This is a genomic window from Flavobacterium sangjuense (assembly GCF_004797125.1).
In the GTDB taxonomy this organism is placed as follows: domain Bacteria; phylum Bacteroidota; class Bacteroidia; order Flavobacteriales; family Flavobacteriaceae; genus Flavobacterium; species Flavobacterium sangjuense.
This window is the reverse complement of the sequence record NZ_CP038810.1, coordinates 556,929-572,151: the sequence shown is the minus strand read 5'-3', so window position 1 is coordinate 572,151 and position 15,223 is coordinate 556,929. Positions and strand designations below refer to the sequence as shown.

The window sequence follows — 15,223 nt, the reverse complement described above, 5'->3', positions numbered from 1 at the left end:
CTGTTATTTTATTGGTTGGTTTCTTTTGGATGTAAAAAAACGAAATTGGTTGCTTTTGATGGTGAAGTTAACAAATCTTTTACTAACATTCATAAAATGTATAGAATGAGATTTATAACTAAAAAATATTCTGTCTTTTGTATAATAATATTACTATTTTTGCGCCATTAAAACCCTATAAATGTCCTTAAGAAATTCCATTTTAATCATTGCCATTATTTTATTGGTTGACCAATTCGTCAAAATTTATATCAAAACCAATTTCGTTTATGGCGAACCTGGACAAATTGATGTTACCAGTTGGTTTAAAATATTACTGATTGAAAATGAAGGAATGGCTTGGGGAACAAAAATCCCGGGAGCATATGGCAAATTAACACTAACTGTATTTAGAATCTTAGCAGTTTTTGGAATTGGTTATTGGTTGTATGACGCGAGCACAAAACACAGTTCTAATTATTTAATGGTGGCCATTTCTTTAATTTTTGCCGGTGCTGTTGGGAACATTATAGACTCTGTTTTTTACGGTGTTATTTTCGACAACAGCTACAATAACTTAGCAACTTTATTTGCCGAAAACCCATACGGAACTTGGTTTCATGGTAAAGTGGTCGACATGTTATATTTCCCAATTTTAGAAGGTCATTTTCCGGAATGGCTGCCTATTTGGGGCGGACAGCCATTCAAGTTTTTTAATGCTATTTTTAACATTGCCGATATGGCGATTTCAACAGGTGTTGGAATTTTGATAGTGTTTAACAAAAGAGCATTTGCTAAAAAGACATCTATTGGAACGAATAGCTAGTTGTAGGCGTTACGCAATAATCTAACCGAATATCGGTTGGAGAAACATCGTCAATAGTTTCTTCCGGTTCAAAAAAGGACAACCCAACTTTTATTACATCTTCAGGACATTTCGAAAGAAAGTTGTCGTAAAATCCTTTGCCATATCCTACTCTATTCCCCAGTTTGTCATACGCTAAAAGCGGAACAAAAACCACTTCAATCTTAGCGTTCGGAACTTCAATTCCATCAACAGGTTCGTAGATATTGTATTCGTTTTTTTGAAATTTAGTATTGTCGGTCAACAAATAATTGGTCATTTCAAGCGTGTCAAAATTGCTTTTGGCCACTACAATTTCCTTGTCTTTTCCTGCCAATATTTGAAGAACGAATTCTGTTTCTACTTCCTTTTGTTCTTCGATTGTCAGGAATAAATGAAAATAAGTTTTCTCCCAAATGTCTAGCTGCAACATCTTATTGGCTATTGCCAAACTCTTGTCTTCAATTTCGTCAGCCGATAATTCCTGACGCAAGGCTTTATACTTAGCTCTGAGTTCTTTTTTGTTCATACTTCAAAAGTACTTTAATTTTTATAACTTTGAAATCTGCGGTCTCCAATTCAAATTATAATGAGATTGCTTCGTGCCTTGCAATGACTATGGAAACTCCTTCTATCGAACTTCAAATACAAACGCTTCCGGACAATCCCGGCGTGTATCAGTATTATGATAAAGAAGGCAAAATCCTGTATGTTGGCAAAGCCAAAAACCTCAAAAAAAGAGTTGCTTCCTATTTCAACAAACTTCATGACAATGCCAAAACGAATGTCTTAGTCAGGAAGATCGTTACCATTAAACACATCGTCGTTTCTTCGGAGCAAGATGCCCTTTTACTGGAAAACAATCTGATAAAAAAACTTCAGCCACGCTATAATGTTTTGCTCCGCGATGATAAAACCTATCCTTGGATTTGCATCAAAAAAGAACCCTTTTCCCGAATATTCCCAACGCGGAGAATGACCAAAGACGGCTCGGAATATTTTGGTCCGTATACCAATTTCAAAACGGTAAATACTATTTTGGATTTGATTAAAGAATTGTATCCGTTGCGAACCTGTAATTACGATTTGAGCGAAAGCAACATCAAAGCGGGAAAATTCAAAGTGTGTTTGGAATATCATATCGGAAATTGCAAAGGCCCATGTGAAGGATTGGAAACCTTAGAAAACTATCAGAAACAAGTCGATGCGATTCGTCAAATTCTGAAAGGAAACTTTAAAGACAGCATGCGCGATTTCAAGAAACAGATGAACGATTATGCATCTGAAATGAAATTTGAAGCGGCACAAAAAATCAAGGAGAAAATTAATGTGCTTGAGAATTACCAATCTTATTCTCAAGTCTTGAATCCAAAAATTTCGAATATTGATGTGTTTTCAATTGTTTCCGATGAGACGATGGCGTATGTAAATTTTTTACAGATTTCACATGGCGCGATTATCAGGTCGTTTACTTTAGAACTCAAAAAGAAACTGGACGAAACCGATGAAGAATTATTAGAACTTGCGGTTGTTGAACTTCGGGAACGTTTTAACCTGACGTCAAAAGAAATTATCCTGCCGTTTGCTTTAGATTTTGGTTCTACAATAAAAGTTACGGTTCCGCAACTCGGAGACAAAAAACAGATATTAGACCTTTCTGAAAGAAATGCAAAATACCAACGATTAGAGCAACTGAAGCAAATCCAGATTGTAGATCCGGAACGCCACACCAACAGGATTATGGCGCAAATGCAAAAGGATTTAAGACTTTCGGTTGAGCCAAGGCATATAGAATGTTTTGACAACTCGAACATTCAGGGAACGAATCCGGTTTCGGCCTGTGTGGTTTTTAAAGATGGGAAACCGAGCAAAAAAGATTACCGTCATTTTAATATCAAAACTGTTGAAGGGCCAAATGATTTTGCTTCGATGGAAGAAGTGGTGTACAGAAGATACAAACGACTTTTGGATGAAAACCAGTCATTGCCACAATTGATTATTATTGATGGCGGGAAAGGACAATTGTCATCGGCATTGAAAAGCATAGATGATTTGGGATTACGTGGAAAAATAGCCATTATCGGAATAGCCAAACGATTGGAAGAATTGTTTTATCCTGGCGATTCTGTTCCGCTGTATTTGGATAAAAAATCGGAAACATTAAAAATCATTCAGCAATTGCGAAACGAAGCACACCGTTTTGGAATTACACATCATCGCGATAAGCGAAGTAAATCGGCATTAAATTCGACCATAGAACTGATTCCGGGAATTGGCGAAAAGACGATGCTCACGTTACTAAAACATTTCAAAAGTGTTAAAAGATTGAAATTAGCCACAGAAAAAGAAATTTCGGATGTTGTTGGAGTATCAAAAGCAAAAAAAATTTCCGACTTTTACAACATAAGTAAACCCTAAACCGTTTTATGAAAAAAATAATACTTGTTTTTATTGGTATTCTTTTCCTTCAGACTGTTGTTGCGCAAGACACTATTAAAAAGACCCGGCCAAAAATTGGTTTGGTGCTTAGCGGTGGTGGTGCCAAAGGATTTGCACATATTGGCGTCTTAAAAGTATTAGAACAGGCAGGCGTAAAAATCGATTATATTGGCGGTACAAGTATGGGCGCTGTTGTTGGTGGGTTATATGCTTCAGGTTATAATGCTACTCAAATAGATTCTATTTTTTACAATACCGACTTTGATCAATTGCTTCAGGACTATATTCCCCGTTCATCCAAAAACTTTTATGAAAAGCGCAACGATGAAATGTATGCGATTACGCTTCCTTTTAATAAACTCAAAATAGGTATTCCTATAGCGCTTTCTAAAGGAATGTATAATTATAATTTGTTGTCAAAACTTACGCATAATGTAAGGAACGTTAACGATTTTAATAAACTTCCCATTCCGTTTTTATGCGTTGCTACGGATATCGAAAAAGGCGAGCAAGTGGTTTTGCAAAATGGTTATTTGGCGCAGGCTATGTTAGCCAGTTCGGCTTTTCCTTCTTTATTTTCTCCTGTTGAAATTGACGGTAAACTTTTGATTGACGGAGGTGTTGTTAATAATTATCCTGTAGAAGAAATTCGGAAAATGGGAGCGGATATTATCATTGGCGTTGATGTACAAGACGATTTAAAAGACAGAAATTCGCTGAAAGATGCTACCCGGATTTTGGTTCAGATAACGAATCTGGACATGATAAAGGTGATGAAAGATAAAATAAAACTAACCGATATTTATATCAAACCTGATGTTTCTGATTATGGCGTAATTTCTTTTGACGAAGGCAGAGAAATTATTAAGAAAGGCGAAGTTGCGGCATTTGGGGTTTATGAACAAATTAAAAAACTTGGCGACACCGCCAATTACCACGTCAATTCAGAAAAAGTTAAAAAGGATTTTTTACAAATTAAAAATATTTCGATAAACAAATTGGACAATTATACCAGAGCCTATGTGATAGGGAAACTGCATTTTAAAAACGGAAGTAAAATAAGTTATGAAGATTTGAAAACGGGAATCAATAACATAAATGCAACTCAAAATTTTAGCAGAATTAGTTACACCATTGGGGCAAATCAAGACGAGGATGAATTAAAACTGAGTTTGACTGAGAATCCGACGAAAACCTTTTTGAAGTTTGGACTCCATTATGATGGCTTGTACAAAAGTGCTGTTTTGGCGAATATCACTCAAAAAAAATCACTATTTAAAAATGATGTGGCATCACTGGATGTTGGACTTGGAGATAATATTCGATACAATTTTGATTACTATATTGACAATGGTTTCTATTGGAGCTTTGGCTTCAAATCGCGCTATAATGCTTTCAACAAAAATGTAACTACCGATTTTAGAGATGGAGAATTGTTGACGCAATTGGGTTTAAACAGCATAAATATTGATTTTTCAGATTTAACCAATCAAGCCTATTTGCAAACGGTTTTTATCCAAAAGTTTTTAATTGGAGCCGGAGTAGAACATAAATATTTGAGAATAGAATCGGAAAATCTCGGACAAATTAATCCCATTTTTGAAAAAAGCAGCTATGCAAGTGTTTTTGGTTATATGAAATACGACTCTTTTGATAACAAACTATTTCCAAAAAAAGGATGGCTGTTTTGTGGAGATATTCAATCCTATTTTTATTCCTCTGATTATACTAACGAATTCAATCGCTATTCTATTGCCAAAGGCGAAATTGGAATTGTAAAATCTTTTTATAACAAGGTAACATTAAAAGTGCAGTCCGATGCCGGTTTTTTAATTGGTAAAGATAGCGTTCACTTTTTCGACTTTGTTTTAGGAGGTTATGGTTTTAATACAATTAATAATTTCAAACATTTTTATGGTTATGACTTTTTAAGTATATCAGCGGATAGTTATATTAAATCATGCTTCACTTTGGATTATGAGATTTACAAAAAGAACCACATAAATTTTGCAGCAAACTATGCAAATGTTGAAGACAAATTGTTCGAAAACGGGAATTGGCTGTCGAAACCAACATATACCGGTTATGCAATTGGCTATGCTTTAGAATCAGTTGTCGGACCAATCGAAATTAAATATTCATGGTCGCCGGAGCTGACAAAAGGATTTACTTATTTTAGCGTTGGCTTTTGGTTTTAAAAAACCGAAAAACATTTTTTATATATTTCACACATAAAAAACTATATTTGAAAGCTATTATTTTTTAACTAAAAAACCACAATATGTCTATTTGGAAAAGAAAACCCATGACGCTATTACTTGCTGAAGCGTCTGAATCTGAAAAAGGATTAAAAAGAACACTGACCGCCTGGTCACTTGTTGCCTTAGGAATTGGAGCAATCATCGGCGCTGGACTTTTTGTTAGAACAGCAACAGCCGCAGCTCAAAATGCCGGGCCATCAGTTACAATAGGATTTATTGTAGCAGCTGTTGGATGTGCTTTGGCAGGATTATGCTATGCAGAATTATCTTCTTCTATTCCTATTGCCGGAAGCGCTTATACTTATACTTATGCAACTATGGGTGAATTCCTTGCATGGATTATTGGTTGGGATTTAATATTAGAATATGCCGTTGGAGCCGCAACTGTTGGAATTGCGTGGAGTGAATATCTCAATAATCTGCTGGTCAATGTGCTCCATGTGAGCCCAATTCCGTATGAATATTGTCATTCACCTTTCCAAACATCATTAGATGGCGTTAACGGAATTATCAACCTACCGGCTTTGTTTATTGTTGCCGTAATCAGTTTACTTTTAATCAAAGGAACCCAGGAATCTGCTTTTGTAAACGGAATCATTGTAGTGGTAAAAGTGGCTATCGTAGTAATGATTATTGTTTTTGGCTGGAGTTTTATAGACGATGCCAATCACACTCCATATATTCCGGAACCGGGGATTTTTACTGATGAACATGGTGTAGGACATAGTTATGGTGGTATTTTGGGAATTCTTGGTGCCGCCGGAACAGTTTTCTTTGCTTTCATCGGATTTGATGCCGTGAGTACAGCCGCACAGGAAACTAAAAACCCTAAACGTGACATGCCAATTGGGATCTTAGGGTCATTAGCTATTTGTACCGTTTTATATATTCTTTTTGCACATGTGTTAACAGGTCTTGAAGATGTAGAATTTTTTAGAACCGGCGGAAAAGAAGCTTCTGTAGCCAATGCTATTGCTTCAGCGATGCCAGGATACGAATGGTTAGGTCAGTTTGTAACGGTGGCTATTTTGGCCGGTTTCTCTTCAGTAATTTTAGTAATGCTATTAGGCCAATCCAGAGTTTTCTACTCTATGGGTAAAGATGGTTTGTTGCCAAAAGCATTTAGCGATGTACATCCAAAATTCAAAACACCTTATAAAGCTAACTTAGTAATCTTAGTTATTGTTGGTCTCTTCGCTGCCTTTGTTCCTGGTGACATCGTAGGTGATATGACCAGTATCGGAACTTTGTTTGCATTCATATTAGTTTGTATTTCAGTTATTGTTTTAAGAAAAACAGAACCGGATATGAAGCGTGAATTCAAAACACCTTTTGTGCCTTTAGTGCCAATTCTAGGTATTGTTGTTTGTCTTGCCATGATTTATGGATTAGGTTGGACAAACTGGTTAAGACTTATCGGTTGGTTGGCTATCGGTTTTGTTGTTTATTTTGGCTATAGCAAGAAAAATAGCCGTTTGAATAATCCTAAAGAATAATTTAGTTTAAAATAAATTACAGAAGGATTAAAGGGTTCGCTCTTTAATCCTTTTTTGTTGCATTAAAAATTGATAATTATCATTTCTAAAAGTTATATTTTTCCGATATTTGTGTACATGAAAACTACTTGGAACAACTTATTGTCACATTTAAAATTCCTGATTAAAAGAAATCCGGAATGATTTAATGGTTTGTAAATCGTAAACAAATTATAAATCTAAAAATTAAGTTATGCCACTATATCATAAACTTGGCGATTTTCCACAAAAAAGACACACACAGTTTGAAAAACCAAACGGCGGTTTCTACTACGAACAGCTTTTTGGCACCGAAGGTTTTCACGGACATGCTTCGCTACTATATCATGTCCACAGACCAACACAAGTCAAGGAAATAACCAAATCATATTCAGTAGAACCAAAAATTGCTATTGGCAAAAACATAAAATCATTATTACTGAAAGGCTTTGAATTAAAGCCCGAAGATGATTTCCTGGATAGCCGAAAAGCCATGCTCGTCAATCGTGATTGTATTATCGGATTGGCAGCACCAAAAAATTCATTGACATCTTATTTCTATAAAAATGCTGATGCCGATGAAATGATTTTCATCCACAAAGGAAAAGGAAAACTTCGCACGATGATGGGAAATATCTCATTTGAATACGGAGATTATCTTATTATACCACGCGGAATGATTTACCAAATCGAATTCGAAAGCTCTGACAATCGCTTGTTTTATGTCGAGTCTTATACGCCCTTTTATACACCAAAAAGATATAAAAATGCATCGGGACAACATTTGGAACATTCACCTTTTTGCGAACGCGATTTCAAATTGCCAACCGAGTTAGAAACACACGATGAAAAAGGAGATTTCTTAATCAAAATCAAAAAGGAAGGCATGATACACGAAATGGTTTATGCTACGCATCCTTTTGACGTTGTTGGTTGGGATGGATACAATTTTCCATACGGATTCAGCATCCATAATTTTGAACCAATAACAGGTCGCGTACATCAGCCGCCACCAGTGCATCAAACATTTGAAACGGCAACTTTTGTAGTTTGTTCGTTTTGTCCAAGAGTTTATGATTACCATCCAAAAGCAATTCCGGCGCCATACAATCACAGCAATATTGACAGCGATGAGGTTTTGTATTATGTTGATGGCGATTTTATGTCGAGAAACAATATCGAGCAAGGTCATATTACGTTGCATCCAAAAGGAATTCCACATGGTCCAGCACCCGGCGCAATGGAACGAAGCATTGGTCAAACCGTAACACAAGAATTAGCCGTGATGGTGGATACGTTCCGCCCATTGATGGTAACCGAAGAAGCCATGGGATTAGACGATGGACAATATTATAAATCTTGGGTAGAGTAATTAGGAGCTATTTCCCGCTTTCCGCGCTACACGGTAGCTTGCTTCAATCGGGGCTAAAAAAACAAACATAAACACAACTTTTCTTAAAATAGAAACATTATGTCAAAAGAAATAAAATCCGTTGATTACGGACTCGAAAAAATATTTGAAGGGGCACAGGATTTCCTTCCGCTTTTAGGAACAGATTACGTAGAATTTTACGTTGGCAACGCCAAACAGGCAGCACACTTTTACAAAACAGCTTTCGGATTTCAATCACATGCCTACGCAGGATTAGAAACCGGAATGAAAGACAGAGCGTCTTATGTTTTGAAGCAGGATAAAATCCGTTTGGTACTAACAACAGCTTTGAAAAGCGATTCACCTATTGGGGAACACGTTAAAAAACATGGAGATGGTGTGAAAATTGTAGCGCTTTGGGTTGAAGATGCGCGTTCGGCATTTGAAGAAACTACAAAACGTGGCGCCAGAGTATTTATGGAACCAACGGTTGAAACAGACGAACACGGTGAAGTAGTTCGAGCAGGAATTTTCACTTATGGCGAAACGGTTCACATGTTTGTGGAGCGTATAAATTACAAAGGAGCCTTTTTACCAGGCTACAAAGAATGGAAGTCTGATTATAATCCGGCACCCGTTGGTTTAAAATATGTGGACCACATGGTTGGAAATGTAGGCTGGAATGAAATGAACATTTGGGTAAAATGGTACGAAGATGTGATGGGATTTGTAAACTTCCTTTCGTTTGATGACAAACAAATCACTACCGAATATTCGGCATTGATGTCAAAAGTAATGAGCAACGGCAACGGAAGAATTAAATTCCCAATCAACGAACCCGCAGAAGGAAAGAAACGTTCCCAAATTGAAGAATATTTAGATTTCTATGAAGGTTCTGGCGTGCAACACATCGCAGTTGCCACTGATGACATCATTAAAACAATTGCCGACATGCGTTCAAGAGGTATTGAATTCCTTAGCACGCCACCACAAGCTTATTATGATGCTATTCCGGAACGTTTAAAAGATCATATGCATAAGTTCAAAGAAGATATCAAAGAACTTCAAAAATTAGGGATTATGATTGACGCTGATGACGAAGGTTATTTGCTACAAATATTCACCAAACCTATCGAAGACAGACCAACACTATTTTTTGAAATCATTCAAAGAATGGGAGCCAGAGGTTTTGGTGCCGGAAATTTCAAAGCATTATTTGAATCAATCGAAAGAGAACAAATGCTACGAGGAACTTTGTAAAAGTCAAATTTCTTTGAATTTTATTTAAAAAATAACCAGCAAAATAGCTATTCCTTATTAATTAATTGTTAAAGTTGACAAATCACTTGGAATTCTGCAATGAATTGAGTTATATTTGCACCATCAAAAAAACGAGGAGTGGTTTCCTCTAATTTTTGGATAAATTTTCATAATTTATAGTTTTTTGGTTGGTTAATAGCATAAAAACTCGGTCATTAATTTGACTGGGTTTTTTTGTTTTAATACATTTGGAACAGAAATTGCAATCGCAGTATAAAAATAACCCCAAACATGAAAAAGTATTTTCTATTATTATTGGTTTTTATAACTGTAAGTTTCGATTCTCAAAAGCCCGATGCCTATGATTCAGGGGAATGGTTTAAATTCAGAATCCATTACGGGTTTGTAAATGCGGGCTATGCTACTCTAGAAGTAAAGGAAGCTCTCAAAGGCAATAAAAAAATATACCATGCCATCGGTAAAGGATATACAGTCGGAATGTCACGTTTTTTCTTTAAGGTAGATGACAACTATGAAAGTTATTTTGATAAAGTTACTAACAAACCTTTTCAATTTATTAGAAAAATTGATGAAGGAGGTTACACTAAAAATCAGGAAGGTTTTTTTAATCAGGATGTCAATAAGGTTTTGGTAAAAGATTATAAAAAAAATACAGAGAAGACCTTTTCAGTTACCGAAAACGTTCAGGATATAATTTCAACATTTTACTTTTTAAGAAACCATCCAAACATTGATAAACTCAAAGTTGGAGAATCGATTGTAGTAGATATGTTTTTTGATGATGAAGTATTTAAGTTTAAGTTAAAATTCATAGGCAGAGAAAATTTAAAAACTAAATTTGGAACCGCATCAACCATGATGTTTAGACCTATTGTACAGTCGGGAAGAGTGTTCAAAGAAGAAGAAAGTCTTACAGTTTGGATTTCAGATGATGAAAACAAAATTCCGTTGCGAATAAAAGCCAGCTTAGCCGTTGGATCTATAAAAGCAGATTTAGAAAGTTATAAAGGATTAAAAAATCCATTTATGGTTAAATTAAAATAATTAATGAATACTAAAACAAATTCAGACGCAATATTAGAAGCATTAGAACAAAAATTTGATGCCATAAATCAAAAAACCGAGACACATCTTGAAGGTTTACTCTGGGCAAAGCCAATAACCTACTGGGATTATATTCAAACGGATGCTTTACTGAATTTGCAAACACAAAGAACCGTTCTTCCCGATGAAATGGTTTTTATCATGTATCATCAGGTTAATGAATTGCTGTTCAAAATGATACTTTGGGAAATCAACCAACTGTGTCATACCGATAAACCCAAAACAGATTTCTTTACTGAAAAACTACGCCGAATCAGCCGCTATTTTGATATGTTGACGACTTCTTTCGACATCATGGGTGACGGAATGGAAGTAGAACAATACATGAAATTCAGAAATACTTTAACTCCGGCAAGTGGATTTCAAAGCGCTCAATACAGACTAATCGAATTTTCATCAACAGATTTGATAAACCTAATTGATTATCGTTTCAGAGCAAACATCGACAGAAATACACCTTATTCTCACGCACTTGAACATTTGTATTGGCAAGCTGCCGGGAAAGACCACACAACAGGTGAAAAATCATTTTTGATTTTAGAATTCGAAAGAAAATATCGTGAAGAATTTCTTCGCTATATGGAAGAGTACAACACTATTAATATTTGGCAAAAATTCAAGCAATTGCCTGAAAAAGACCAAAAAGATAGCGAACTTGTAAAAGCGATGCGTCATTATGACCATACAGTAAACATCACTTGGGTAATGGGACATTTGAATGCTGCCAGAAAATATATTGACAGCGGAAAAGGTTCGGGCGAAGCAACCGGAGGAAGCGATTGGAAAAAATACATGCATCCAAAATACCAACGCAGAATATTTTTCCCTGAATTATGGAGCGAAGAAGAATTAAAAAACTGGGGCGAAGGTGCATAGGTAAGTATGATGTCAAAAATATTTCAAAAAGTATTTCTCGTTTTTCTTCTTTCAACATTTATAATCTCATGTAATAAAGCCAAAGAAGAAGAAATTACGGTTCCAAAAGCCAAACCAAAATTGGTTGAATTCGGATTCAATATACACGATTTTAACATAGTGAATGACACTATAAAATCAGGTGATACTTTTGGAAGTTTGTTAGAAAAACAAAACCTAAACGGAAAGGAAGTTTACGATATTGTAGCCAAAGTAAAAGACACTTTTGATGTTAGAAGCATCCGAAAAGGAAAACCATTTACCATTCTCAGAAGCAAAGACAAAACCAATAAAATTCAGGTTTTTATATACCAACCGGACCGATTGAATTTTTATGTGATTGATTTCAGAGATTCAATAGTAGCTCATAAAAAAGCAAGACCATTAACCTATAAAACACGGACAATTGCAGGGGCATTAAACGGTTCGCTTTCTGAAACTCTTGGAAATCTTAAAGTTGATCCAGCATTGGCTTCAAGGATTGCAAAAATTTATGCCTGGTCGATTGACTTTTTCAAATTAAAAAAAGGAGATAAGTTTGCCTTAAAGTTTACAGAAAGATACATCAATGATACGATTTATGATGGTGTAGATAGTTTGAAAGCTTCCTTTTTTGAATACAAAGGAAAGAAAGTATATGCTTTCCCTTTTGCTCCGGATACCAATACCAAAAAGCAGCAATACTTTGATGAAGAAGGGAAAACATTGAAAAACTTTTTTCTAAAAGCACCATTGAAATTCGTAAACATCACTTCCAGATACACTAAAAACAGATTCCATCCTGTTCAAAAAAGATGGAAAGCTCACAACGGAACAGATTATGCGGCACCAACAGGAACGCCAATTATGTCAACCGCCGCCGGATTTGTTGAGCAGGCAGGTTACACTACAGGGAATGGAAATTTTGTCAAAGTAAAACACGACAGAACCTATGCAACGCAATATTTACACATGTCAAAAATATTAGTCAGACGTGGTCAAAGAGTAACGCAAGGTCAGGTTATTGGAAAAGTAGGAAGCACAGGCTTAGCAACCGGTCCACATGTTTGCTATCGTTTTTGGAAAAATGGTGTGCAGGTTGATGCCTTACGATTGAAATTGCCAACATCTACTCCAATGGATTCAAAGTATAGACAAAAATATATGGAATACATGAATCCGCTAAAAAGAGAATTAGATAGTGTTTCCGACGCTTCCATAAAATAATTTTCCAACTACAACGTTAGCGTAAAAGATTACTAAATTTTATACCAATCATATTTGTAAATTTGTCATTTAAAATCTTTAAAATGACTTTACCAAATATAAATCCGACAAGCACAAAAGCCTGGGAAAAACTCAATCAGCACTACGCTCAACTGAAGCATGTTTCCATGACGGAAATGTTTGCCATTGATACATCAAGAGCAGAGAAGTTCCACATCCAATGGAATGATTTCTTAGTTGATTATTCTAAAAATATTATCAATCAGGAAACGCTGACGTTACTTCAGGATTTAGCTAAAGAAGTAAATTTAAAATCAGCAATTGATAGTTGTTTTTCTGGAGAAAACATAAACCAAACAGAAGATAGAGCAGTACTTCACACCGCTTTGCGTGCACCACAAAACGCAACGGTTTTGGTTAATGGTCAAAATGTACTTCCCGAAATTTTTGAAGTAAAAAATAAAATAAAAGGTTTCAGTAACGAAGTCATCTCTGGAGCAAGAAAAGGATTTACAGGCAAAGCATTTACTGATGTTGTCAATATCGGAATTGGCGGTTCAGATCTTGGTCCGGCTATGGTTGTAGAAGCGTTGCAATTCTATAAAAACCATTTGAATGTTCATTTTGTTTCTAATGTTGATGGCGATCACGTAAACGAAATCATTAAAAAATTAAATCCCGAAACGACACTTTTTGTAATCGTTTCCAAGACTTTTACAACTCAGGAAACGTTAACCAATTCAGAAACCATCAGAACCTGGTTTTTGAAATCGGCAAAGCATGAAGATGTCGCCAAACACTTTGTGGCTGTTTCAACAAATATTCAAAAAGTTACTGATTTCGGAATTAACCCAAATAACATTTTCCCAATGTGGGATTGGGTTGGCGGACGATTTTCACTTTGGAGTGCTGTTGGTTTGTCTATCAGTTTAGCGGTTGGATTTGACAATTTTGATGACTTGCTGAAAGGAGCAAACGAAATGGATGAACATTTCAAAACGACTGATTTCGAAGAAAATATTCCGGTTGTTTTAGCTTTGTTAAGCATTTGGTATAACAACTTTTTTGGAGCCGAAAGCGAAGCCTTAATTCCATACACACAATATTTACAAAAGCTTGCGCCATACTTGCAGCAAGGTATTATGGAAAGCAACGGGAAAAGCGTTGGACGTGATGGGAAACCGGTAAATTATCAAACAGGAACAATCATTTGGGGCGAACCTGGAACCAATTCACAACACGCATTCTTTCAATTAATTCACCAAGGAACAAAATTAATTCCAACTGATTTTATTGGATTTGTAAAACCACTTTACGGAAACCAAGATCATCACGACAAGTTGATGTCTAATTTTTTTGCACAAACAGAAGCGTTGTTAAACGGTAAAACCGAAGCCCAAGTCAAAGCCGAATTCGAAAAGCAAAACATAAGTGGAGAAAAAGCGGCATTCTTGCTTCCATTCAAGGTTTTTACAGGCAATAAGCCAACAAATACTTTTTTAATAGAAAAACTCACGCCAAAAACTTTGGGTTCTTTAATCGCGCTGTATGAGCATAAAATATTTGTTCAGGGAATTATCTGGAACATTTTTAGTTATGATCAATGGGGCGTTGAATTAGGGAAACAATTAGCCAATTCTATTTTGGATGAAATACATGATTTAAAAGTGAAACAGCACGACAGTTCCACCGAATTTTTGCTCAGCCACTTCCTGAAAAACAAATAATTATCAAAAAAACGGTCTCGTTATTTATAACTAGACCGTTTTTTTATGCCTTTTTCGTTATATTTGTTACTCTAAAAAATAAAACGATGTACACTTTTGTTCAAAAATTCCATTCAGGCTGGGCTTATTTAGCTTTGTTATTATTAGTTTTTGCAGTGGTAAATTCATTCCTTGGAAAATCTTCTAAAAGAGAATTTACAGCTAAAGACAGAAGAATTGCCTTGTTTGGACTTATTGCAACACACATACAATTAGTTGTTGGTTTGATTTTATATTTTGTGTCACCGCTTGGCTCAGCCTCAATTGGACAAATGGCAGAATCAGATGTAAGACTGACTTGGTTGGAACACCCATTAATTAATATTATCGCGATTATCTTAATAACTGTTGGTTGGTCAAAACATAAAAAAGCAGCCACCAGCGAAGCAAAATTTAATAGTATTTTCATATTCTACGGTTTAGGATTATTGCTTATTCTGAGTAGAATACCATGGAAGTTGTGGTTTTAAAAAAGTAAAACTAAAAGTCCTGAAAAGGACTTTTTTTATCAAGGTACGCTTTTTGTAATCAAGCCCTCAAAT

General features: G+C 35.6%; 12 protein-coding genes. 11 read left to right on the top strand and 1 reads right to left on the bottom strand.

Features of this window, described 5'->3' with window-relative positions:
• Positions 1–181 precede the first annotated feature (181 nt).
• On the top strand, positions 182–805 hold the full coding sequence (locus GS03_RS02495) for a lipoprotein signal peptidase (RefSeq protein WP_136150992.1): 624 nt from the start codon (positions 182–184) through the stop codon (positions 803–805).
• Here GS03_RS02495 and GS03_RS02490 read toward each other — a convergent pair.
• Positions 786–1,352, bottom strand: a complete 567-nt coding sequence (locus GS03_RS02490) for a 5-formyltetrahydrofolate cyclo-ligase (RefSeq protein ID WP_136150991.1) — start codon at positions 1,350–1,352, stop codon at positions 786–788. The genes GS03_RS02495 and GS03_RS02490 overlap by 20 nt on opposite strands.
• Positions 1,353–1,441: 89 nt before the next feature.
• Between GS03_RS02490 and uvrC the strand changes: the two genes are divergently transcribed.
• The 10 genes from uvrC (at position 1,442) to GS03_RS02440 (ending at position 15,151) form a co-directional block, all read left to right on the top strand.
• Complete coding sequence (gene uvrC / locus GS03_RS02485) at positions 1,442–3,241, top strand: excinuclease ABC subunit UvrC (RefSeq protein WP_136153046.1); 1,800 nt, start codon at positions 1,442–1,444, stop codon at positions 3,239–3,241.
• Positions 3,242–3,249: 8 nt separating this feature from the next.
• Positions 3,250–5,460: a patatin-like phospholipase family protein gene (locus tag GS03_RS02480; protein ID WP_136150990.1), complete on the top strand. Its 2,211-nt coding sequence runs from the start codon at positions 3,250–3,252 to the stop codon at positions 5,458–5,460.
• Between the two features lie 83 nt (positions 5,461–5,543).
• Entirely contained in the window at positions 5,544–7,019 is a 1,476-nt protein-coding gene (locus GS03_RS02475; RefSeq protein ID WP_136150989.1) for an amino acid permease, read from the top strand.
• Positions 7,020–7,251: 232 nt separating this feature from the next.
• Positions 7,252–8,409: a homogentisate 1,2-dioxygenase gene (locus GS03_RS02470; protein WP_136150988.1), complete on the top strand. Its 1,158-nt coding sequence runs from the start codon at positions 7,252–7,254 to the stop codon at positions 8,407–8,409.
• A gap of 99 nt (positions 8,410–8,508) precedes the next feature.
• Positions 8,509–9,669 carry a 4-hydroxyphenylpyruvate dioxygenase gene (gene hppD, locus GS03_RS02465; RefSeq protein ID WP_136150987.1) on the top strand — a complete coding sequence of 387 codons (1,161 nt, stop codon included), beginning with the start codon at positions 8,509–8,511 and terminating at the stop codon, positions 9,667–9,669.
• Between the two features lie 291 nt (positions 9,670–9,960).
• Positions 9,961–10,734 carry a DUF3108 domain-containing protein gene (locus GS03_RS02460; RefSeq protein ID WP_136150986.1) on the top strand — a complete coding sequence of 258 codons (774 nt, stop codon included), beginning with the start codon at positions 9,961–9,963 and terminating at the stop codon, positions 10,732–10,734.
• A gap of 3 nt (positions 10,735–10,737) precedes the next feature.
• Positions 10,738–11,670 (top strand): tryptophan 2,3-dioxygenase family protein, encoded by a 933-nt coding sequence (locus tag GS03_RS02455; RefSeq protein WP_136150985.1) that lies wholly within the window; start codon positions 10,738–10,740, stop codon positions 11,668–11,670.
• A gap of 9 nt (positions 11,671–11,679) precedes the next feature.
• Positions 11,680–12,915 carry a M23 family metallopeptidase gene (locus GS03_RS02450; RefSeq protein ID WP_136150984.1) on the top strand — a complete coding sequence of 412 codons (1,236 nt, stop codon included), beginning with the start codon at positions 11,680–11,682 and terminating at the stop codon, positions 12,913–12,915.
• Positions 12,916–12,998: 83 nt separating this feature from the next.
• On the top strand, positions 12,999–14,642 hold the full coding sequence (gene pgi, locus GS03_RS02445) for a glucose-6-phosphate isomerase (protein WP_136150983.1): 1,644 nt from the start codon (positions 12,999–13,001) through the stop codon (positions 14,640–14,642).
• A gap of 86 nt (positions 14,643–14,728) precedes the next feature.
• Positions 14,729–15,151 (top strand): hypothetical protein, encoded by a 423-nt coding sequence (locus GS03_RS02440; protein ID WP_136150982.1) that lies wholly within the window; start codon positions 14,729–14,731, stop codon positions 15,149–15,151.
• The last annotated feature ends 72 nt before the right edge of the window (positions 15,152–15,223 follow it).